Origin of the sequence: Sphingomonas sp. Leaf230 (assembly GCF_001421745.1) — a bacterium.
Classification (GTDB): Bacteria; Pseudomonadota; Alphaproteobacteria; order Sphingomonadales; family Sphingomonadaceae; genus Sphingomonas.
Map to the genome: position 1 here is coordinate 386,060 of NZ_LMKW01000008.1, position 20,813 is coordinate 406,872.

15 protein-coding genes and 1 tRNA gene are annotated in these 20,813 nt (G+C 66.2%); 7 read left to right on the plus strand and 9 right to left on the minus strand.

The features are described 5' to 3' along the window. Window positions 1-3: 3 nt before the first annotated feature. Window positions 4-756, minus strand: a complete 753-nt coding sequence (locus ASE82_RS07410) for a dienelactone hydrolase family protein (RefSeq protein ID WP_056060913.1) — start codon at window positions 754-756, stop codon at window positions 4-6. 244 nt (window positions 757-1,000) lie between these two features. Between ASE82_RS07410 and ASE82_RS07415 the strand changes: the two genes are divergently transcribed. From ASE82_RS07415 to ASE82_RS07430, 4 genes are read left to right on the plus strand one after another with little or no spacing between them, the layout of a single operon-like run. After that, window positions 1,001-1,333, plus strand: a complete 333-nt coding sequence (locus ASE82_RS07415) for a hypothetical protein (RefSeq protein ID WP_156348810.1) — start codon at window positions 1,001-1,003, stop codon at window positions 1,331-1,333. Between the two features lie 55 nt (window positions 1,334-1,388). Further along, complete coding sequence (locus ASE82_RS07420; RefSeq protein WP_056060919.1) at window positions 1,389-2,651, plus strand: TolC family protein; 1,263 nt, start codon at window positions 1,389-1,391, stop codon at window positions 2,649-2,651. Beyond that, entirely contained in the window at window positions 2,648-3,802 is a 1,155-nt protein-coding gene (locus ASE82_RS07425) for an efflux RND transporter periplasmic adaptor subunit (protein ID WP_056060923.1), read from the plus strand. The genes ASE82_RS07420 and ASE82_RS07425 overlap by 4 nt, the downstream gene beginning before the upstream one ends. Window positions 3,803-3,805: 3 nt before the next feature. Further along, window positions 3,806-7,030, plus strand: a complete 3,225-nt coding sequence (locus ASE82_RS07430) for an efflux RND transporter permease subunit (RefSeq protein ID WP_056060925.1) — start codon at window positions 3,806-3,808, stop codon at window positions 7,028-7,030. 14 nt (window positions 7,031-7,044) lie between these two features. Here the strand turns inward: ASE82_RS07430 and ASE82_RS19370 are convergent, their stop codons facing one another. Next, on the minus strand, window positions 7,045-7,197 hold the full coding sequence (locus ASE82_RS19370; RefSeq protein WP_156348811.1) for a hypothetical protein: 153 nt from the start codon (window positions 7,195-7,197) through the stop codon (window positions 7,045-7,047). 67 nt (window positions 7,198-7,264) lie between these two features. On the opposite strand from ASE82_RS19370, the gene ASE82_RS18855 reads away from it, so the two are divergent. Beyond that, window positions 7,265-7,918, plus strand: coding sequence for an outer membrane protein (locus ASE82_RS18855; protein ID WP_082441364.1), 654 nt, complete (start codon window positions 7,265-7,267; stop codon window positions 7,916-7,918). Window positions 7,919-7,998: 80 nt separating this feature from the next. Here ASE82_RS18855 and ASE82_RS07440 read toward each other — a convergent pair whose 3' ends face one another. The 6 genes from ASE82_RS07440 to ASE82_RS07465 all read right to left on the minus strand — a co-directional run bounded on the left by ASE82_RS07440 (window position 7,999) and on the right by ASE82_RS07465 (window position 18,055). Continuing rightward, window positions 7,999-8,439, minus strand: coding sequence for a hypothetical protein (locus tag ASE82_RS07440; RefSeq protein WP_200910686.1), 441 nt, complete (start codon window positions 8,437-8,439; stop codon window positions 7,999-8,001). A 28-nt stretch (window positions 8,440-8,467) separates the two neighbouring features. Beyond that, window positions 8,468-9,787, minus strand: coding sequence for a sensor histidine kinase (locus ASE82_RS07445; RefSeq protein WP_200910687.1), 1,320 nt, complete (start codon window positions 9,785-9,787; stop codon window positions 8,468-8,470). Continuing rightward, on the minus strand, window positions 9,784-10,458 hold the full coding sequence (locus ASE82_RS07450) for a response regulator transcription factor (protein WP_056061771.1): 675 nt from the start codon (window positions 10,456-10,458) through the stop codon (window positions 9,784-9,786). Before ASE82_RS07450 ends, ASE82_RS07445 begins: the two co-directional genes overlap by 4 nt. Before the next feature lie 160 nt (window positions 10,459-10,618). Further along, complete coding sequence (locus ASE82_RS07455; protein ID WP_056060935.1) at window positions 10,619-16,075, minus strand: AAA domain-containing protein; 5,457 nt, start codon at window positions 16,073-16,075, stop codon at window positions 10,619-10,621. After that, the gene (locus tag ASE82_RS07460; protein ID WP_156348812.1) at window positions 16,072-17,247 is read right to left on the minus strand and encodes a M48 family metalloprotease; all 1,176 of its coding nucleotides are present in this window, start codon (window positions 17,245-17,247) and stop codon (window positions 16,072-16,074) included. Before ASE82_RS07460 ends, ASE82_RS07455 begins: the two co-directional genes overlap by 4 nt. A gap of 715 nt (window positions 17,248-17,962) precedes the next feature. Further along, window positions 17,963-18,055 (minus strand) — tRNA-Ser (locus ASE82_RS07465). Window positions 18,056-18,340: 285 nt separating this feature from the next. On the opposite strand from ASE82_RS07465, the gene ASE82_RS07470 reads away from it, so the two are divergent. Together ASE82_RS07470 and ASE82_RS07475 are read left to right on the plus strand one after the other, a co-directional pair. Beyond that, complete coding sequence (locus ASE82_RS07470; protein ID WP_056060940.1) at window positions 18,341-19,123, plus strand: DUF1134 domain-containing protein; 783 nt, start codon at window positions 18,341-18,343, stop codon at window positions 19,121-19,123. Window positions 19,124-19,301: 178 nt separating this feature from the next. Beyond that, a complete protein-coding gene (locus ASE82_RS07475; RefSeq protein WP_056060943.1) occupies window positions 19,302-19,643 on the plus strand; it encodes a hypothetical protein in 342 nt (113 codons plus the stop codon). Between the two features lie 134 nt (window positions 19,644-19,777). Here ASE82_RS07475 and pyrC read toward each other — a convergent pair whose 3' ends face one another. After that, window positions 19,778-20,812 carry a dihydroorotase gene (gene pyrC, locus ASE82_RS07480; protein WP_056060946.1) on the minus strand — a complete coding sequence of 345 codons (1,035 nt, stop codon included), beginning with the start codon at window positions 20,810-20,812 and terminating at the stop codon, window positions 19,778-19,780. Window position 20,813 lies beyond the last annotated feature (1 nt).

Sequence of the window (20,813 nt, forward strand, 5' to 3'; positions counted from 1 at the left end):
CCCTCAGTCGGAGGCAGACAGAACCCGCTGGAACAATGCGAACATCCACCCGGTCGCCTGCGCGAATAGTGCCGCATCATACCGTGGCCCCTCGTCGCGCAGGAACGCATGCGCGGCGTTGACCTCATGCCATTCATAGCGCGCACCGACCTCTTCCAGGCGCGCGCGGATGAGTGCCCGGCCGGCAAACGGCACATGCGGATCGGCGCGACCGAAGACGAACAGCGTCTCCGCCTTCAGGTCCGCCATCCGCGCTAGGCTGTCGTCATCCTTGCCGAGCCCGAGCGATCCCGCATGGATATCGGTCGGATAAAAGCACGCCGCCGCCAGCACGCGCGGATCTAGCGCGGCACGGTACGCCAGATGCCCGCCCAGGCACACGCCCACCGTCGCAAGCCGCCCCGTACAGGCCGCGTGCCCGGCCAGAAAATCCAGCCCGGCGGTCGCATCGGCATCGAACGCCGCAACCGGCTTGGCGATCTTCAACGCGTTGCCACGATCCGTACCGGCGGTGTCGTACGCCAGCACGGTCCCGGGCGCTTCATACTCGTGATACACCTCGGGGACCGCAACACAGTAGCCGTGCCCCGCGATATACGCCGCCAGTCGCCGGATCGGCGCCGTCACCTGATAGATTTCCGAGAACAGCAAAACCCCGGGAAACCGCCCCTTGATCGCCGGGCGAAACACATGGACCCGCATCACGCCGCCATCGGCCGAAGGCAGTTCGACGAATTCGTCGCTGGAGATGATCATGGCGCGGTATCCCGATAGAGCTACCCAGCCGCGCTACCGCATCGCCGGGGCTCGTTCACGGGAAATCCGGCGTACGCCGCCAATGCACGCGGCCAGTGTCGATGGTTCGATCGGAACTTGGCGAGATGGGTCCGGTCGATACCCGCCATGCCACGGATCTCGTGTCCAAGCGTGACGCCTGCTCCGCCACCGCTTCACCACGATGCCCGTTACAGCGGCGCAGGCATCTGCTATTCGGTCGGCGATGCGTAGGCTCCTGCCCTTCCTTGCCTGTCTGATGCTCGTGCTGACCACTTGGGTCGGCGTGGCGCATGCGGCCGAGGTTGGCGGTTGCATCGAGACCAGCCAGTACGAAGCTGCCCTGCATGTCGATAGCGATGGCGATCAGGTCGCGGCCGATGCCGACAAGGGCTATCCGCATCATCACGGCAGTTGCCACGCGCACCATATGAGCGCGCCGGACTCCGACGCTTTGGCCGGCATAACCGGTCCAACCCGCGCCACGCTCGTGTCCTTCGACGGCGCAGCGCTGGTAGGGCGGAACGCCGACACTGCGCTGAGACCGCCCCGGGCCTGACACGTCGATCGGGTGCGCCGAGCGCGCCTGAATCTACTTCGTCAGGAGCATTCCCATGCATCGTATTTTCGCGGCTATCGTGGCCGCAGGCGCCTGCGCATCGTCGCTGCAGGCCCAGACCCGTCCGCCGGTTTTGGCGGAACCAGTCCTTACGCTCGCCGGCGCGCTTGGCCGCGCCGGCGCGTCGTCACCCTTCCAGGATGCCGCGTCCGCCGGCGTTCGAGCCGCCGAGGCGCAGCGCCGGGTCGCGGCGCTTCGGCCGAACCCGTCGATCGTCGCCGAGACCGAGAACGTTGCGGGGTCCGGGATCTATCGGGGCCTGCGCTCGTCCGAGACGACGCTGGGGTTGGCGCTGCCCCTGGAACGCGGCGGCAAGCGGCAGGCCCGGATGGCACTCGCCGACGCGCAGATCGGCCGCGCAGGTATCGCCGCAGAGATTGCGCGCGCCGACCTCCGACTGCGGGTCACGCAGGCGTATGTCGTCGGGGTGGCCGCGCAACGTCGTGTAGCGGTCGCGCGCGATCAAGTCGGGATTGCCGCCGAAGTGCTTCGCGCCGCCAAGGTGCGGGTGCAGGCAGGGCGCGCCTCACCGCTTGAGGAACAGCGCGCAGACGTAGCGCGCCTTGCCGCCGGGGGCGCCTTGGAACGTGCGGACCGTTCAGCCACCGTCGCCGCGACGAACCTTGCCCGACTTATTGGAATGCCGGTCGGCGCGCTCGACAACTCCTGGTTCCAGCAGGTGGACGCGCTAGGCCCCGTCCAACCATCCCGTTCGACGGGCACACTCATCGCCGCGGCAGCCCGCGCGGATCTCGACACCGCGACCGCGCAGGTGCGGCTCGCGCGAAGCCAGCGCGTGCCCGACTTGACGCTCAGCGCCAGCGCACGACGGCTTGAGCAGACCAACGACACCGCCGCCGTTTTTGGCGTCTCGATCCCGCTGACCGTCTTCAACGGCGGCCGATCGGCGGTTGCCGTCGCCGATGCGCAGCGCGACCAGTCGGATGCACTGCGGCGCGTGGCGGTGCTCGATGCCGAGCAGGACATCGCAACCACGCAGGCTGAGGCCGGGAATGCCGCGACCACCGCGCGCAACGCGACCGGGCCCGCGCTCGCCGCGGCCGCGGAAGCCGCGCGGATCGCACGCATCGGCTACCGCGAAGGCAAGTTCGGGCAGCTCGACCTGCTCGACGCGGAGCGGACGCTTCTCGACACACGGACGGCCGCGATCGACGCGCTTGCCGCCTATCACGACGCTCGTGCGCGCCTCGAGCGGCTGACGGCCGAAGCGCCGATTGCCAAGGACACCGACCGATGAACCGCACGATTTTGCGCGCGATAGCGCCTGCCGCTGCCGCTCTGGCATTTGCAGGCTGTAGCCCCTCCCCCGACCCGACGCCCGTAGCCAACGCTAAGGCGAATGAGGACCGAGAGAAGGCTTCCGGCGATCCCACGGTCGCGACCCTGTCGGCGCAGCAGATTGCCGACGCCGGTATCGAGGTCACGCGCCCGACCGTCGGCGGCGTCGCGGGCGCGATCGAACTGCCCGCGACGATCGAGGGCGATCCGCAGGGCGTGCAGGTCGTGGCCGCGCCGATCGGCGGCCGGCTGGTCTCGCTCACCCGCAACCTCGGCCAGTCGATCGGCCGCGGCGAGACGCTGGCGATCATCGAGAGCCGCGAGGCAGCGTCGCTCAACGCCGAGGTCGAGGCCGCCGGTGCGCGATCGGTGCTCGCCCGGTCGAACCTCCAACGCGAACAGCGGTTGTTTGCCGAACGCGTGTCACCCGAGCAGGATCTAGTCGCAGCCCGCACCGCCGCAACCGAAGCGAGCATCGCGCTCCGTCTCGCGCGGCAGCAGCTGTCGGCCACGGGTGGCGGAGGCGGTGCGCTCAACCGCATCGCGGTGCGCGCGCCGATTGCCGGCCAGGTAATCGCCCGGTCGGCTACGCTCGGGCAGCGGGTCGCGGCCGACGCCGAAATCTTCCGCGTCGCCAACCTCGCCAAGGTGTCGGTGACGATGTCGCTCGTTCCTGCGGATGCCGGTCGCGTAAGGCCGGGTGCACGCGTCGAAGTCACGTCCGCCGGCCGCCGCCAGGATGGCCGCGTGACCTTCGTCTCGCCGATCCTCGACGAAACCACGCGCCTCGTCCCCGTGATCGCGACGATCGACAATGCGGGCGGCCTCTGGCGCGTCGGCGAGAATGTCGGCGTGTCGGTGCTGCTCCCTGCGAGCGGGGACCGCAGCGTCGCCGTGCCCTCGGCTGCCGTGCAGATGATCAGTGACCGGCCGCATGTCTTCGTCCGTACTGCGAGCGGGTTCCGTGCCACGCCGGTGACGCTCGGCCGCACCAATGGCGGGGCGGTCACCGTGACCGCAGGCCTGACCGGCGAGGAGCGCATCGCCTCGACCAACTCGTTCACGCTCAAGGCCGAACTCGGCAAAGGCGCGGCGAAGGACGAGGACTAGACCATGCTCTCGCGTATCGTAACGCTCGCCGTCGAGAAGCGCTGGCTCGTCCTGCTGCTGACGTTCGCCGCCGCGCTCGCCGGCGTGTTCGCCATCCAGCGGCTGCCGATCGACGCCGTCCCCGACATCACCAACAACCAGGTCCAGATCAACGTCCGCGCCCCCGCGCTGTCGCCGGACCAGATCGAGAAACAGGTCGCCTTCACCGTCGAGACCGCGCTCGCCGGCATCCCCGGTCTCGACTATACGCGATCGCTCAGCCGCAACGGTTTCGCGCAGGTCACTGCGGTATTCGACGAGAAGACCGATATCTACTTCGCGCGGTCGCAGGTGGCGGAGCGGCTGCGCACCGCCGAGGACGATCTGCCGGACGACGTGGTGCCCGAGATGGGACCGATCGCCACCGGGCTCGGCGACATCTTCATGTGGACGGTCGAATACCGCGAGCTCGACCAGGTCCGCCACCGCAACGGCGAACCCGGCCTGCAAAAGGACGGCAGCTATATCACGCCGGAAGGCGACCATCTCGTCAGCGAACCCGACAAGGCGACGTATCTGCGCACCGTGCAGGACTGGATCGTCACGCCGCAGTTGAAGAGCAGCGCAGGTCTTGCGGGGGTCGACAGCCTCGGCGGCTATACCAAGCAGTATCTCGTCGTCCCCGATATCCAGCGGATGGCGGCGATGAAGATCACGCTCCAGGACCTCGCCACCGCGCTCGAACGCAACAATACAAGCGCAGGCGCCGGCATCGTCGACCGTAACGGCGAGGGCCTCGCGGTCCGCGCCGACGGCCGGGTCCGCAACGCCGACGAGCTCGCGCGCACCGTGGTCGCGACGCGCGAGAGCGTGCCAATCCTGCTCAGCCAGATCGCCACCGTCCGCACGGGCCAGGCATTGCGGATGGGTTCGGCGTCGGAGAACGGCCACGAGGTCGTCGTCGGCACCGCGGTCATGCGGATCGGCGAGAACAGCCGTACCGTCTCGACCGGGGTCGGCACGCGGCTCGAGGAGATCGGCCGCGCGCTCCCCGTCGACATCGTGGTGAAGCCGGTGCTCAACCGCACCGAACTCGTCAATTCGACGATCGCGACCGTCGCCCGCAATCTCGCCGAAGGCGCGGTGCTGGTTATCGTCGTGCTGTTCGTGCTGCTCGGCAATTTCCGCGCTGCGCTGATCGCTGCGCTGGTCATCCCGATCACGATGCTGGTGACGAGCATCGGCATGCTAAAGGCCGGCGTTTCCGCCAATCTGATGAGCCTCGGCGCACTCGATTTCGGGCTGATCGTCGATGGCGCCGTCATCATCGTCGAGAACGCGCTCCGCCGCCTCGGCGACGCGCAACATGGTCGCAGCGAGCCATTGCCCCTGCGACAAAGCCTCGACGTGGTCGCAGCATCGGCGCGCGAGATGATACGCCCCTCGGTCTACGGGCAGGCGATCATCATTCTGGTCTATGCGCCGCTGCTCACCTTCACCGGCGTCGAGGGCAAGATGTTCGAGCCGATGGCACTGACCGTCATCATCGCGCTCGTCTTCGCCTTCGTCCTGTCGATGACGTTCGTCCCCGCGGCGATCGCTATCGCGCTCAGCCGGCGCGTAGACGAGAAGGAAAGCCGGATCATCGGCTGGCTGAGCCGTCGCTACGAACCGGGCCTCGGCAAGGCGATGCGACGCCCGAGCATCACCCTGAGCATCGCCGTCGGCGCGCTGGCGCTGGCGGGTGTCGCCTTCACCACGCTCGGCCAGGAGTTCCTGCCGCAACTCGACGAGGGCAACATCCTCGTCCAGGCGGTCCGCATTCCCGGCACCTCGGTCGACCAGAGCCAGGCGATGCAGTTCCAGGTCGAGAAGCTGCTCGCGCGCCAACCCGAGGTCCGCTTCGCCTTCTCGCGCACCGGCACGTCCGAGATCGCGAGCGATCCGATGCCGCCGAACGCCACCGACACCTTTGTTATCCTGAAACCAAAGGCCGAATGGCCCGACCCGAGCCTACCCAAGGAAGCGCTGGTCGCGCGGATGGAGAAGCAGCTTTCGACGCTGCCCGGCAACGCGTACGAGATCACCCAGCCGATCCAGATGCGCTTCAACGAACTGATCGCGGGCGTGCGTGGCGACATCGCGGTGAAAATCTTCGGCGACGACTTCGGCGGGATGAACGCCGCCGCGGACCGTATCGCCGATGTCCTGCGCAAGACCCGCGGCGCGGTCGACGTCCGCGTCGAACAGACCGAGGGCTTACCGATGCTCGACATCCGCCCGAACCGCATGGCGATGTCGCGGATCGGCGTCACCGCGGGCGACGTGCAGGACACCGTGGCCGCCGCGATCGGTGGACGCGAGGCCGGCATGATCTTCGAGGGCGATCGGCGTTTCCCGGTCGTGATCCGCCTGTCCGAATCGTCGCGCTCGGACTTGACCCAAGTGGCGCAAATCCCCGTCCCGACCTCGGCCGGCGGGTTCGTGCCGCTGTCGACCGTCGCCGACATCGCGGTCGTCGACGGACCCAACCAGATCAGCCGTGAGAACGGCAAGCGCCGCGTGGTCGTCCAGGCCAACGTCCGCGACCGCGATGTCGCCGGCGTGGTCGCCGACGCGCGCGCTGCCATCGACGCGGAGGTGACGATGCCGCCCGGAACCTATGTCGAATGGGGCGGGCAGTTCGAGAACCTCGCCTCCGCACGCGACCGCCTGATGCTCGTCGTGCCGGTCTGCTTCGCGGTCATCATGCTGCTGCTCTACGGCGCGCTTGGCTCGGTCCGCGACGCGGCGATCGTGTTCACAGGCGTGCCGCTCGCACTCGTCGGCGGCGTCCTCGCGCTCGTGGCTCGAGGGATGCCGTTCTCCGTCTCGGCTGCGGTCGGGTTCATCGCGCTCTCGGGTATCGCCGTGCTCAACGGGCTGGTGATGGTCTCGTCGATCCACGACCTGATGGCTCGCGGCATGGACAGGACACGCGCCGCGCACGACGGCGCGTTGGCGCGACTGCGACCGGTCGCGATGACGGCACTGGTCGCCAGCCTCGGCTTCGTACCGATGGCACTCGGGCACGGCGCCGGCGCCGAAGTGCAGAAACCGCTCGCGACCGTCGTGATCGGCGGCCTGATCTCGGCCACGCTGCTGACGCTGTTCGTCCTGCCGACGCTCTATGCCCGCTTCGGCGGCTGGACGGCGAGATTAGAAGGGTCGGATGCTCCGACGGTGCGAACGCAGACATCATCGGGATAGCTTTGCTCGTAGGTCTAGTCGCCGAGTTGCGGGATGAGGTCGGGCTCGGCGACGACGAGATCGCGGTAGACGCCGAACTGCGCCTGTTCCCGACACTGGGACGACGTTACTGCCGCGCTCCAGCGTGTAAAGTACCGTCCGCACTCGCGCGCCTGGCCAACGCACAATGCCTGCGCAATTCTCGGCGGACAAAGTCTTCGTGCGGTCTGATCCAGACCAAATGGAAGGCGTCCGATGAAAATCTCATACCTGGTCACGAGCATATGCGCGGCGATATCTCTACCTGCCGTGGCGCAAGTCCAGCAGCACGCACCGGAACCAACACAGATGGAGTCCCAGGACACGCCTGCTGACCCGACATTCAGCGGCTTCAAGATCGGTGCCGATACCGACTGGAGACGAACAACGGTTCACTATGGCCTGCCACGCCTATCCTCTGTCATCGATCGCAGGAAAGACGGCATTGGGTATAGCCTGCATTTGGGATACGATAACCAAGTGGGTCAAAGCTTCGTCATAGGGTCCGAAGTTGCGATTGGACGCAGCGATACCAATCTCTCGGCCGACGAGGCATTGGGCGTCTACACGCTGAAACCGCGCTGGTCGCTCGATGTTTCGAGCCGTGCAGGATTCCTCGTCGAACCACAGATACTGCTGTACGGCCGCGTCGGCTATAGTTTGCTCCGGGTTCGCGAAAAGACCGATTTTCGCGCCGTCACGACCAGCGACGTGAAAGCCAAAGGTACCGAGAATGGCTTCCTGTTTGGCGGCGGCATCGAGACGGCCGTGTATTCCGGACTGTTCTTGCGGGCCGAATATAACAAGATCGACTATGGAAATGGTCTGACGACATCGAAGGTCTTGTTCGGCATCAACGCCGGCTTCTGATCCTCGTGCAACTACCCGTCGGCCATTGGTGACGCTGTTTCAATCACCAAAGGCCGACGGAAGAGGCTCATCGTGGCGGATCAGGCGCACGTCCTTCGTCGCGCGCCGGGGCGGTCATGCTTCCGCTGACGCTCGCAGTTCCGGATCCGGCTGTCGGTCATGTCCTGCATCGTCTTGTTGATCTCGGTGGCGAGGCGAGCCTGTTCCAAGGCCTCGACACCCTGCGCGTCACGGCGTTGCTGTTGAGTCAGCATGCACCCCGTATAGTCCGGGGACCCATGCGCCGCGCCAAAGCTGGCACAGGTATCGATATCCTGCGCCAGAGATACACGGCGCCGCTCCTCGAGCGTTGCACAACCGTTCAAGCCGACGACCAGTAAAATACTGGTCACGATCGGCACCAATATGCGCAGGATTGGCGTCAGAAAATACAATGTCATCATAGATACCCCGGATGTCTGCCGACGGCTTGTCCAGATCAGGTCTGATCTTGCCGATGCGGTCAGATGCGGGGCGAACATTGCGTGTGTATGGCTCGGCCAAGCACCGTTATCGATCGAGAAACTCGACCCGCACCACCGTGCCGTTCACCGGTGCCGCGAGGATCGACACGCGTCCGCCGTGCAGTTCGACCACCTGCCGCACTAGGTTCAGGCCGAGGCCGGCGCCCGTGGATCTCGGCTTCAGGCGGTGGAAGGGCTCGAACACGCGCTTGCGCTCCTCGATCGGTATGCCGATGCCGTCGTCCTCGACTTCGAACCCATGGCCCAGCACGCGTACGATCACGTGACGGCCACCATGCTCGATCGCATTCTGCACCAAATTCGTCAGCACGCGCTCGATCGGCCCCGCGTCGCCGCAGATCGTGCGCGGTTCCACGATCACCACTTCGATCGTGCGATCCGCGGCGATCAGTAGCGGCGCGAGCTCGGCGGCGACGCGTGTTACCAAGGATACGAGATCGACGTCGGCCTGCTCGCGGGCGACATCAAGACGCTGGAGATCGAGCAGTTGCTCGGCAAGATTGGCGAGCCGGTGCACATCGCTGCCAAGGCTGCGCGTCGCCGCCTCGTCCGCGCCGTCGACCTTGATCCGCAGGATGGCGATCGGCGTGCGCAACTCGTGCGCGGCCGAGGCGATAAAGCGTCGTTGTCGCTCATATCCCTCGTCGAGGCGCCGCAGAACGTCGTTGACCGCGCGAACCAGCGGCAGGATCTCGATCGGCACCTGGTGTTCGCCCAGCCGCCAGCCGCGACGATGGGCATCGATCCGTCCCGCCTCCTCCGCGATCCGGTTCACCCCCGCGAGCGATCGCCTGACGATCCACGGCGTGACCACCAGCGAGACCAGCGCCAGCAGGACGATGACCAGGATGCTGAAGAGATTGAACGCGACGAGTAGCGAGACCGTCAGCTCGGTCAGCTTGCCGTGCGCAAGGATCGTGAGTTTACCCGCCGGCGAAACCTCCTGTCGAATGACCGCGGACAACCCATAGGGTGGCGCCCGGTCCCGAATCTGCATGTAGGAAAGCCGGTGCAGCGCGCCACCGAAATGCGCGTATGGCGGCGGTACCTGGCCAAGCGTGACGTTGCGCCCGCGATCGTCTTCAGCGACGAACCAGAGACCGGGCGTTTCCGCGCGCAATCGCGCCAGTTCCGGTGTCGGGCGCACCGTCATTCGGCCATCGGCGTGGCGAACGATCGACTGCGCGATGACGCCGGTGATCGTCTCCTCGGTATACGCGACGTTGCTGCTCATCCGCATGAACACGAGGAGGATCACCGAGAGCATCATGGTCAGCGTCGCGAACTGGATCAGCATCGGTTTGACGATCAGCGCGCGCTTCAGCGACGGTGGCCGCGCGCTCACGACGACGATTTCAACAAATAGCCGACGCCTCTGATCGCATGGATCTCGATTCCCGCACCCGCCTCGGCCAGCTTTCGACGAAGACGCGATATGTGGGAGTCCAGCGTGTTCGACTGTACCTCGTCATCGAACCCGTACACCGCGTGCTCCAGCGACTCCCGCAGCACCGTTCTGCCGCGGCGCTTGACCAAGGTCGCAAGGACGCGAAGTTCGCGCCGGACGAGGTCGAGCCTGACGCCTGCAACGACGGCCTCGTCGTTGGCGACATCGAAGACGAGCGCGCCCACCCGGATTTGCTCGACGGCCAAGTCCGCGGGGCGACGCCTGACCGCGCGAATGCGTGCGAACATTTCCTCGAGCGCGAACGGCTTGATGAGATAGTCGTCGGCGCCCTCGTCCAGTCCGGCAACGCGGTCCGATATTTCCCCGAGCGTACTCAGCACGATGATGGGAAGTCCGGGATTGCCGGCTCGCAGCGACGGGACCAGCGAGAGCCCGTCGCCATCGGGCAGGGTCCTGTCCAGGAGGACGAGATCATAGGCCACCGAGCGCACTGCCTCCCGGGCCATCGTCAACCGATCGACGTGATCGACGACAAAGCGTTCTCGGGTGAGAGAGCGACACAATGCCGCAGCGAATTCGACTTCGTCTTCGACGATCAGGATTCTCACCAAGGGACCTTATGAAGACGGGCTGCGACGCCGAACCGCCGCTCTACGCGTTCCCACCAGAAGATCGCGCGTCAACCTCCGATATGGTCCTGGTGTATTGCAGCAACATTGCGCTCGCCGTGACGGCCCGGTTCAAACAGCATCAGGCAACAGACCTGTCTCAAGAGGTCTCGACATACCCCTTGCGCGTCTTTTCCAGCGTCAGCTTGTTCGCTTCCCGGGCCGCGCGTTCGGGCGTCTCGTAGGTCTTGACGACGGAACTGCCCTTGGTGCCGCGACGACCATAGACGACGGTGACTTCGGTGCCGTTTACCGCGATCTTCCAGAACTTGTCGGACGACCCTTGCGTGAACTCGAACGTGGTGAAGCCCTCCGCCGACGTCTTTGCCGCAGGCGCTTCCGGGACAGGGGACGGTACGGGTATGACGGGTAGCGGCAACGCCGATCCCGGCTCGAACGGATCGTCATCGACGGCGTTCTCGTCGCCGCGCAACGCCGCCTCGATCTGCGCGATCACCGCCTCGGGTTGGCGGAGCCAGGCATGCGAGGGAATATCGATCACCCGCCAGCCGAAGCGCCGCAGGATCGTCGGCTGGAACACGTAGCGATCGGCGATCGCATCGCCGGCGTCTCCATCGAGCAGGATGGCGAGCGCGTGGCTCTTGCCGTCCGGCGCGACGATCGCGAGATCGCAACGGAAGCTGGCGCTGCCGACATATTCCTGGACGACATGGCCACGCGCGCGCAGCGCCGCGGCAAGGGCATCGCGCAGCGGGTCCGGTGCCGGCGCGCGGGAAAAGATGCGTTGCGCTTCGGGATTGAGCGTGGCGAGAATGGCCTGGCCGTGCGGTCCGTCGCCCCGCGCCTGCGCTTCGGCGAACGACAGGAACGTCCGGAGCGCACGCGCGCCGTCGTTGTGCGTGTTCGTGATCGCCTCGGCGCGGATGGTGGACACGATTGCCATGTGATGCCGCGCGCGACTGAAGATGACGTTGAGGCGCTTTTCGCCGCCGCGCTGGTTGATCGGGCCGAAGTTCATCGCCATCCGCCCAGTGCGATCGGGCGCGTAGCAGATGCTCAGCAGGATCACGTCTCGTTCGTCGCCCTGGACGTTTTCGAGATTCTTCACGAACAGCCCGTTCACCTGGCCGTCGTCTTCCCGGACATATTCCGCCTCGATCAGCGCGGCGAACGCCGGATCCTCCGCGGCAAGCGCATCGAGCGCGTTTTCGATTTCGGTCTGCTGCGCCTCGGAAAACGCGACGATACCGATGCTAAGCCCGGTTTCGCGGCCGAGCAGGTCGCGGACCATCGCTGCGATCAGGCGCGCCTCGGGAAGGTTCGCGCGCTTGTCGTACAGCCCGTCGGCGACCGGGTGATAACTGATCGCGCGCGCCAGCAGCCGATCGACGCTATCGACCGGCGCGCTCTCGTCGTCCGATCGCACCGCCGTCGGCGACGCGCCCGTCTCGGCGATCGTCCGGTCGGGAATGGTAACCAGTCGGCCATCGTAGAACGCCGCATTGGAAAAGCTGATGAGCGCTTCGGAGCGGCTGCGATAATGCCAGGCAAGCAACGTCGCGGGCAGGCTTCGCGCCGCCTGGGCGAGCAGGCTGGCGGCATCGAGCAGGATCGCCATCGTCTGGCCGTCTTCTTCCGCCGTGACCTGCATCTCGTCCTCGTCGCGCGCGGCGGCGAAGAAGCTGGTGGGCGGCAGCTGCATCTCGTCGCCGACGACGACGATCTGCGGCGCGCGACTGAGCGCCGGCACCGCCTCCTCGATCGGGATCTGGCTGGCCTCGTCGAAGATCACGACGTCGAACAGGTCCGCCTGTAGCGGCAGCGTGTCCGATACCGATAACGGACTCATCAGCCATACCGGCTTCAAGTCGTTGACCACCACGCCGGTCTCGTCATCGGACAGGTCGCGGATCGAACGATAGCGCATGGTCTTGCCGAACTCGTGCTCCAGCTCGCGCCGCCCGGTCGCGTATATCTTCTTGGCCTGGCGCCCGGCGCCATCGAGCTGCGTCACCGACAGCGTCGATTGGCGGACGTGATCGCGGAACTTGCGCTGCGCGGTGGCGCGGATGCAGGCGGCGTTGTCGTCCTGGAGGATCTCGCCGGCACGCGCGGCCCGGCGCGCGCTCGACGCGAGTTGCGCGGCGTCGAAACGGTGCAGAGCCGCCTCGGCCCGCAACGCGCGGCTGATCGCCTCGTCGAGCACGAGCGCTTCGATACGCGCCGGATCGAGCGTCATCGTCCGCAAGGCAAAGGCCACCCGCGGCCCCGCCTGATCCGCCGCCCGCAGCAGTGGCAACAGGTCGGGCAGGTCGTCGAGGCCCTCGCGCATGTCGCGCATCGCCTCGGCCAGCGCGCTCAACGTCATGGCCTGGCCATCGACGAGATGACGATCGCATAGCGCGGCGAGCGCTTCGATGGCGGCGCTAGCGCGCGCTTCCCGTACGAGCGTTGCGGCCGGATCCGCGGAAGCCTGCGCATGAGCGACCAGGCGGCGGACGAGCACCGGCGCCGCATCGTCGGACCACCTGTCACGCAGTGCGGCCAGCGCATCGGCATCGTTGGTTCCGAACCGCGCGTTCAGCGTAGCGCGCGCGGCGGTGTCCTCCGCCGCCGCGGCTTGGCGTGCCACCAGCCGTTCGAGCACGGCGGTGATGCTGGGTTCGACGGCATGCGCTGAGAAATCGTAGCGTTCGTGGATCGTGCGCTTGAGGCGGTTCCAGGTTCCGCTCAGGAACTTGAAAAAGCCCGGCTCCTGTCGACGCGCCTGATCCAGCGCGGCTTGGGCATCTTCGGGGGATAGCGGATCGGTCCAATGCCCTGCCGCGTCCGCCGCCGCCGCATGTTTCGATGCAGCCGCGGCAAACGCAGCGCTGGCGTCGCGAAACTCGCGCGACGCGGCCGAGGTCGGGTCGAGCAGATCGAGGTTGCCCGCAAGGTTCGTCTGCACCGCTGCCGATGCCGATCGCACCACCACCAGCGCATCCGCCAAGCTGGTATCCCCCGACACCAGGGTGCCGTCGTCCTCCAGCATCGGATCGATCCGGTCGAACAGCTGCACGCCGTCCGCGACCATCGCCGACACCTGCGCATAGCATCGCTCGTCGGCGACCGTCGCCGGGGACATTCTGGCGAACGGATGCTCGGCGAGGCTGTCGAGACCGAACGCATCGCCGACCGTCCGATGGATACGATCGGCCAACGCACGATTTGCGTCCCATTCCACCAGCGGCGGCAAGCGCTCGCGGATCGCGGGATCGGCCTCGGTCGGCTCGGGCAGCGCGAGCATTCGTCGGATCATCGCCCGCAGCGTGACCGTCGAGTCCGTCGGCAGATGCGCCATCGCCCGATCGAACGCCGCGATCCGGCCGAGATGCTGCGACAGCGCCGCGACCGTCCGATCGCGGGTGGCGCGATGATGGTCGATCGCATCGTCGGCCTTGTTCCAGCTTTCGTAGCAATCCTTCAGATCGAGGACGAAGCTCTTCTTGTCCTCCTGCGAATCATGAATCAGGCACGCCAACCGATCGAGCCCGGCCTGTTTCAACCGGTTGAACACGACGTCGAGCGCGGCGCGCTTCTCGCACACGAACAGCACGCGTTTGCCGCGCGCGGCATAGTCCGCGATCAGGTTGGTGATGGTCTGCGACTTGCCGGTGCCGGGCGGCCCCTGGATGATGAAGCTGCGCCCGGTCCGCGCCATCGAGACGGCCGCCTCCTGCGTCGCATCGGCGGGCACTACGCTCCACAGGTCGGACGGTGCGAGCGGTGGCGGCGGCGAGGCCTCGATCGGGCGCGGCTCGATCGAGAACACCGTGTCGAACGACGGCGGCGTGACCCGGTCGTCGATCAGCTGGGTATAGTCGCGCACCAGCGACATCTTCTTGTAGTTGAAGTTCGCCAGCGTGACCTGCGTCAGGTCGATTTCCCACGAGAACCGGTGACCTTCGCCACCGGCCAGCGCGAAGGACGTCGCTTCGGCCTCCGCCGCCATGCGATCGGGCCGTGGCGGCATCGCCGCCCCCACCGCAATCCGTTGGGGCAGCGGGCTCGGCTTCACGTATTTCTCGAACAAGGCGAGCCCGAGCGGCCGGTAATCGTCGCGATCGTAGCTGAACTCGGGTCGCGTGATTCCCTGGCTGCCGGCCGTCGCGCCGCGACGACGCTGGAACACACGCAACCGCTGAACGGCCTTCTGGTGGATCAGCTGAATTTCCGGCTTGGTCTTCAACGCGAGCGCCACGCCGGGCTCGGTGCGCTGGATCTGCGCGAGCAGGTCTGCCTGGATTTCCGCAATCGACGTCTGCGACAGGTCGACCCGCTCGGGCAACTGGATATCGTATAGCTGCCGCAGGTAATGGCGGAGCGCCGGGTTGAACTCGGCCTCGGTGTCGGCAATTTGCAACGAATATTGATCGCGCACGCCCTTATGCTTGGCGACCTCGACCGGCAGCCATAGCAACGGCGACTGGATGCGTTCGTCCGGCGACTCCTTCAGATTGTGCCAGTGCAGATAGGCGACGACAAGCCGGAGATGGCTGAAGCCATATTCGGCGCGGTCGCGTCGCGTCTCCTGAATGACCCGGTCGAACGCCGATGGCAGATAGGGCTGGTCCTCGAACCGCAGCCATTTCGCGAGGCTGACCTTGCCGCCGCCCAGAACCTCGGCGGCGAACTTGCCATCCCAGGTGCAGAGCTGTTCGGCACGGATCGATTCGAGACGCATCACCATCGGTACGCTGGCAACGGTCAGGTTCACCGTCGCCTGGGTCGGGCGGAAATGGATCAGGCGGTTGCGACGCGAGAGGTCGAACAGACGATCGCGCAGATGCGAGAGGACAGCCGCGCGGCGGCTCGGCACGCCGGTCGCCCCCGCCAGAACGCGGTTCACATCCAGCCCGACCGGCTGATCGCGATAGTCTTCCAACCGGCTTGCCGCCGCCATCAGGTCGCTGGCGCGTTCGTGCCGGTTGAGCGCGGTCATCTCGCCGATCAGCGACGCGATCACCGGATGCAACGCGCCGTTGAGCCTGAACAGATTGCCTTGGTCGGCGGAGAAGCGCCTGACGTCGGTCTCGTCGTTGAAGTCGAGCCCGCACGCGAGGCTGGCAAGGATCAGCCCGATCGAGAAGATATCGGTCTGCTCGTCGTGATGGCCGACCTGCTCCTCCCAGCTCCGATAGCCGATTTGGTATGCGGGGTTCACCGCTTCCCGCAGGTCGGCATCCGGCCTTTCCCCATCCGGGCCGCCGGCGCGCAGATCGTCGACTTGCGATCCCGTCTCGATGTCGGTTGTGACGCGGTATTCGCCGACCACCCGTAACGCCGACGAGACGCGCGGCTGCGCAGCACGGATGCCCGCTTCGTTCAGTTGCAGCGGACGCCCATCGGGGCGGGCGAGCGCGAGTTCGCCATCGCGATCGACCACCGCCTCGTCGCCAAGCTCCGCGACCAGTCCGCGCGCGTGCAGCGCGCCGACCTCGCGCATCAACGGCAGCACCGCGCGCAACAGATCCTCGGACGGCACGCTACCGCCATCGGCGGCCAGACGCTGGCGCAGCGTAACGGCGGGCTGCATCGAGACGGGCTGGGTCATGCGGAAACCTTGTCGAGCGGCGCGAGGAGGCGGGTGATCGCTTGGCGGTTCATCTTGAGATCGCGCTTGAGCGCCTCGCGAAACGCAGCGAGCCCGTCATAGTCCTGGGCGAGCCGGGCACCGGCCACGAGCATCGCATCGCGGTCGTCGGGATCGGCCATCGCCAGATCGAAGCTGAGCGCGATCAGATATTCGCGCGTTGCCGCATCGATCCTGGCCGGAGCCAGCGCGGCGGCGTCGATCGGTGTCTCGTCGGGTCCCCAGTCTGGGAAGTAGCGCCGCAGCTGCGCCGCTACCGCCTCGCCCCTCGCCGCCGGGTCCTTGGCAAGCCTGGCGAGGACGGCGCGCGTCATCGCGGTCATGTCCTGCTGTCGCAGCAGGTCCAGCGTCGCGATCGACAGCGGCCCGCGGATGCGTTCGGTCAGCCATTCCTCCAGGTCGACGTCCGCCCGCCACCATTTGTCGAGCGCCTGCGCGCGCAGGAATATCTCCGGATGCGTGACGCCCTCCGCCACCGGCTTGGTCGCCTCGAGTTCGGCCGCCTGTCGCAGATACGCCTCGGCGTCGACGCTCAGCAAGCCGGTCATCGTCTTGACCAACGTCGCGATCGCGGGCGCTGTGGCGTTTGCGGCAACCGCGCCGCCGCGATCGGCATAGAGTTCGGTTGAGAGCCGGTAGATCCGCGCTGTCTCCGCATGGCTGGGGGCTGCGTTCGGATAGGCCAGCACATGATCGAGAACCGTGGTGGCGACGTGATAGATCCCGCCCTCGATCGACCAGAGCTTGTAGTGCGCCAGTTCGTGACCGAACAACGCGACACGCTCCACGCGCGACAGTTTTTCCAGCACGGGGCCGTACAGCACGAGGTGGATTTCCCCGGGCACATACCAGAGCGCGGCGTTCATCGTGGTGTCGGGCGCCTGATAGATCGTCACCGGCGCCTCGACCGCCAGCACTGCCAGCACGGCGCGACAATCCTCGTAGATCTCGGGATGCGCCGCGGCGTCGAGCCGGTAATTCTGCCGCAACAACGTCGCCCGCACCTCTTCGACCTGCTCCCCACGCGTCTCCTGCGCCATCGCCCAAGCCCAGATCTCAGGCTCCGACGTGGTCAGGTATCCGACGACCGCACGATGATACGCAAGCGGCTCGAGTGTTGGTACAACGGTCAAATTCAGTCCCCCGGCTGCCGCCACCCTAGGTTCCTGCCAACGTTCGTCCAGCCACGTCTTTCCCGGAACGGACGTTTCCGGTTGGTAAGGGATCTGCGGGAGCCATCGGCTTTTACCTTCGGTTAGATTTAGCGCGCTGATTTGCCGCCTCAGCGTCGTTCCTCACAACGATGCATGGTTCGAAGAAATCTGCGTCTGGAACCGTCCGGCAGTGCCGATCCCTTAATAAGGCAGCATCGTCAACGTAATCCTCGAATAGCGCGAAAACGTTCAAAAGAGCGGGGCAGCCAATAGCCGCCGTCTGATCACAAACACTATAAGCATGCCTAAAAGACATCCGTCATTAGTCCTCGGAAATCAGTCAATGCAGTTACGGACATCCAACGGCAGTTATGAGTACCCCGCTCTAAAAGTCGCCCTGTAACAATTCTGGATGCCGGTTTGGCACCGCCATACTGTCTACGAACACGGTAATTCCGAGGACGGCATCGACCGTCCCAGTATGCGGCCCCGCACCTTAACTCCGTCCAGTGCTCGGAACACCCGCTTCAAGCCCGGGCTCCCGAAGCAACGTCAGAAAATGGAGGGGACCAGAGTAAGCGTACGCCGCAAAACGATCACAGCGCTGCAACACGTGGGCATTACCAATAGCCGTCACCGCGGCATTCGAGGCTCGGCGAGATCGCCAGCTAGCGGGTCGGTGAGTTGGCAAAAATGGCGGAGACGGAGGGATTCGAACCCTCGGTACCAGTAAACCCGGTACGGCGGTTTAGCAAACCGCTGGTTTCAGCCACTCACCCACGTCTCCGGCTGCAGCAGATGCGGGGCTATAGCGAGGGTAGGGCGAAGGGGCAACGCCTGTAATGGCGTCCAGCGCGTTATTCGTCATTCTCTGGATTCACTCAGCTCTTCGTCCCGGCCTGCCCGGCCATTCACTCGAATTAGCCCAAATTCGACAGGCTCGCGCCCATCGTTCATTGCACGGCAAGCCCTGCGCTGGTTAACTCGTCGCTTAGGGGTTAACCCGTGGCGCAGCGGTTGACGGCCCTGCTTCGGGGCGCCTTCTGTGTTTGCGATGGGTTTGGGGATCGACATGCGTAGCTTCTGGCTTGGCCTTGGTGCCATTGCGACGGCCGTTTGCGGGAGTGCCGTGGGTGGCGCGGCGAGCGCGTCCGCGCAGGTCCGCACGATCGATCCCAACCAGGCGATCGACGGCGATCTCGCGCCGCGCGCCTATCAGCCCCCCTCGCGTCCGCAGGCAACGCAGCCGTCGCGCCCGGCCGCACCTGACCCCGCCTATCCGGAGACCCCGGTCCAGGACTCCGCGCCGCCCGTCACGACGACCACCACCCGCCCCCCGGAAACGCGCGCCGAGGCGACGATGCAGGCCGCCGATACCTATGAGCGCGACGATCTGCTCGCGGCAGGCGAAGGCGTGTTCGGCAAGGGCGCCGCCGGGCTGGGCGGCCTCCTCGAAAAGATCCTCAAGGACCAGGGTCAGCCCAACGCGTACATCGCCGGGCGAGAGGCGTCGGGCGCGTTCATCCTCGGCGTCCGCTACGGGTCTGGGATCATGAGCCACAAGGTCGAGGGCCAGCAGCCGGTCTACTGGACCGGTCCTTCGGTCGGCTTCGATGTCGGCGGCGACGCGAACAAGGTCTTCGTGCTGGTCTACAACCTCTATGACACCGAAGAACTCTACAAACGCTTCCCAGCAGTCGAAGGCCGCCTGTACCTAGTCGGTGGGTTCGCCGCGACGTACTTGAGGCGCGGCAACGTCGTCCTGATCCCCATCCGCCTTGGCGTCGGCTGGCGCGCGGGTGTGAACGTCGGGTATATGAATATTACGCACAAGAGCAGGTGGCTGCCGTTTTAGGCGCAGTCGGGCAGCCGGCCACGCCCGGCTGACTCCGACAAGCCCGGCCGGCGGGGCAAGGCCCCGTCCGACGACGTGGGCTTTGCCCACGGCGCGCGCCCACAACTCACCGTAGCTTGGCGCCACTGCACCCAAGCCCAAAAGTTGACGCCCGCCCCGCAAACGCTACCCCCGGCAAATGGCAAAACCTGACCGCCTCGCCCGTCTAGACGCCCAGCGCGAAGACCTCGAAACCGACTACCGCGAAACGCTGATCGCAGCCCTCGAGAAGACCGCCGCCGGTTCGCTGGGCCTGTTCGACCGCACCCCGGATCGCCGCGTCCGCGCCGCGATCGCCCCGACGATCGACGCGCTCACCGAGATAGGCACCGACATCGACTCCATGCGCGAACGCTTGATGCTCGAACCCTTCGCACTCCACCGCGACTTCTTCGCCGCGCGAGGCCCGGTCAGCGCTAGTGCGGTCGGCGAGCAGAAGGAAGCGCGGCTGTGGCTCGATCGGCTGAAGGCAGGCCTGTAGCAGTAGATACCAGCCGCCCGTCATCCTGACGAAAGTCGGGATCCAGAGCCACAAACGTCGACATGCATCGCTCTGGATCCTGGGTCGAGCCCAGGACGACGGAGCGTCGGGGGCATACTGCGATCGAAGGTATTTTACCTCTCGAATCGCCACCCGACATTGGTTCCCGCAAGGAACGGCACCACCGCCGCATCCCCCGCGCCGACCGAAGCCGGCACCGCGACGTCGCCGCGCACCAACGTCACCGTCCCCTCGTTCAACGGCAAGCCGTAGAACCGCGCGCCATGCTCCGACGCAAACCCCTCGAACTTGTCGAGCGCGCCCTCCTCGTCGAATACGCGCAGATACGCCTCCAGCGCGAACGGTGCGTTGAAGATCCCCGCGCACCCACATCCGGATTCCTTCGCCCCGACGACATGAGGCGCGCTGTCCGTTCCCAGGAAGAACCGCGGCGAACCCGACACCGCCGCGCGCCGCACGGCCAACCGATGCGTCTCGCGCTTCAGTACCGGCAGGCAATACGCGTGGGGACGAAGCCCGCCGTCGAACAGCGCGTTGCGGTTGATCAGCAGGTGCTGCGGCGTGATGGTCGCCGCGATTGGATGATCAACCTCTGCCACGAACGCAGCCGCCTCGGCGGTCGTGATATGCTCCAGCACGATCTTCAGCCCGGGATAATCGCGCACCAGCGGCGTCAGCACGCGCTCGACGAACACCGCCTCCCGGTCGAAGATGTCGATCGACTTGTCGGTCACCTCGCCGTGGATCAGCAGCGGCATGCCGATCCGCTGCAGCCTCTCCAGCACAGCCGTCAGCGCGCTAATGTCGGTAACACCGTGCGCGGAGTTGGTCGTAGCATGCGCGGGGTACAGCTTGCACGCGGTGAACACGCCCTCCGCATGGCCGCGCTCAAGCTCGGCCGGATCGGTGCCGTCAGTGAGGTAGCACGTCATCAGCGGCGTGAACGCGACACTGCCGACCGCTGCCATGATCCGACCGCGATACGCCTGCGCCGCCTCGATCGAGGTCACCGGCGGGGTCAGGTTCGGCATGATGATCGCGCGCGCGAACTGCCGCGCGGTATGCTCCGCGACCGCCTCCAGCATCGCGCCATCGCGCAGGTGGACGTGCCAGTCATCGGGGCGGCGGATCGTGAGGCGGTCGGTCATG

Bases quoted from the DNA above. Each gene is read 5' to 3' on its own strand.
- ASE82_RS18855 (WP_082441364.1), top strand. From the start codon at position 7,265: ATGAAAATCTCATACCTGGTCACGAGCATATGCGCGGCGATATCTCTA.
- ASE82_RS07420 (WP_056060919.1), top strand. From the start codon at position 1,389: ATGCATCGTATTTTCGCGGCTATCGTGGCCGCAGGCGCCTGCGCATCG.
- pyrC (WP_056060946.1), bottom strand. From the start codon at position 20,812: ATGACCGACCGCCTCACGATCCGCCGCCCCGATGACTGGCACGTCCAC.
- ASE82_RS07425 (WP_056060923.1), top strand. From the start codon at position 2,648: ATGAACCGCACGATTTTGCGCGCGATAGCGCCTGCCGCTGCCGCTCTG.
- ASE82_RS07430 (WP_056060925.1), top strand. From the start codon at position 3,806: ATGCTCTCGCGTATCGTAACGCTCGCCGTCGAGAAGCGCTGGCTCGTC.
- ASE82_RS07440 (WP_200910686.1), bottom strand. From the start codon at position 8,439: ATGTTCGCCCCGCATCTGACCGCATCGGCAAGATCAGACCTGATCTGG.
- ASE82_RS07455 (WP_056060935.1), bottom strand. From the start codon at position 16,075: ATGACCCAGCCCGTCTCGATGCAGCCCGCCGTTACGCTGCGCCAGCGT.
- ASE82_RS07410 (WP_056060913.1), bottom strand. From the start codon at position 756: ATGATCATCTCCAGCGACGAATTCGTCGAACTGCCTTCGGCCGATGGC.
- ASE82_RS07475 (WP_056060943.1), top strand. From the start codon at position 19,302: ATGGCAAAACCTGACCGCCTCGCCCGTCTAGACGCCCAGCGCGAAGAC.
- ASE82_RS07470 (WP_056060940.1), top strand. From the start codon at position 18,341: ATGCGTAGCTTCTGGCTTGGCCTTGGTGCCATTGCGACGGCCGTTTGC.
- ASE82_RS07415 (WP_156348810.1), top strand. From the start codon at position 1,001: ATGCGTAGGCTCCTGCCCTTCCTTGCCTGTCTGATGCTCGTGCTGACC.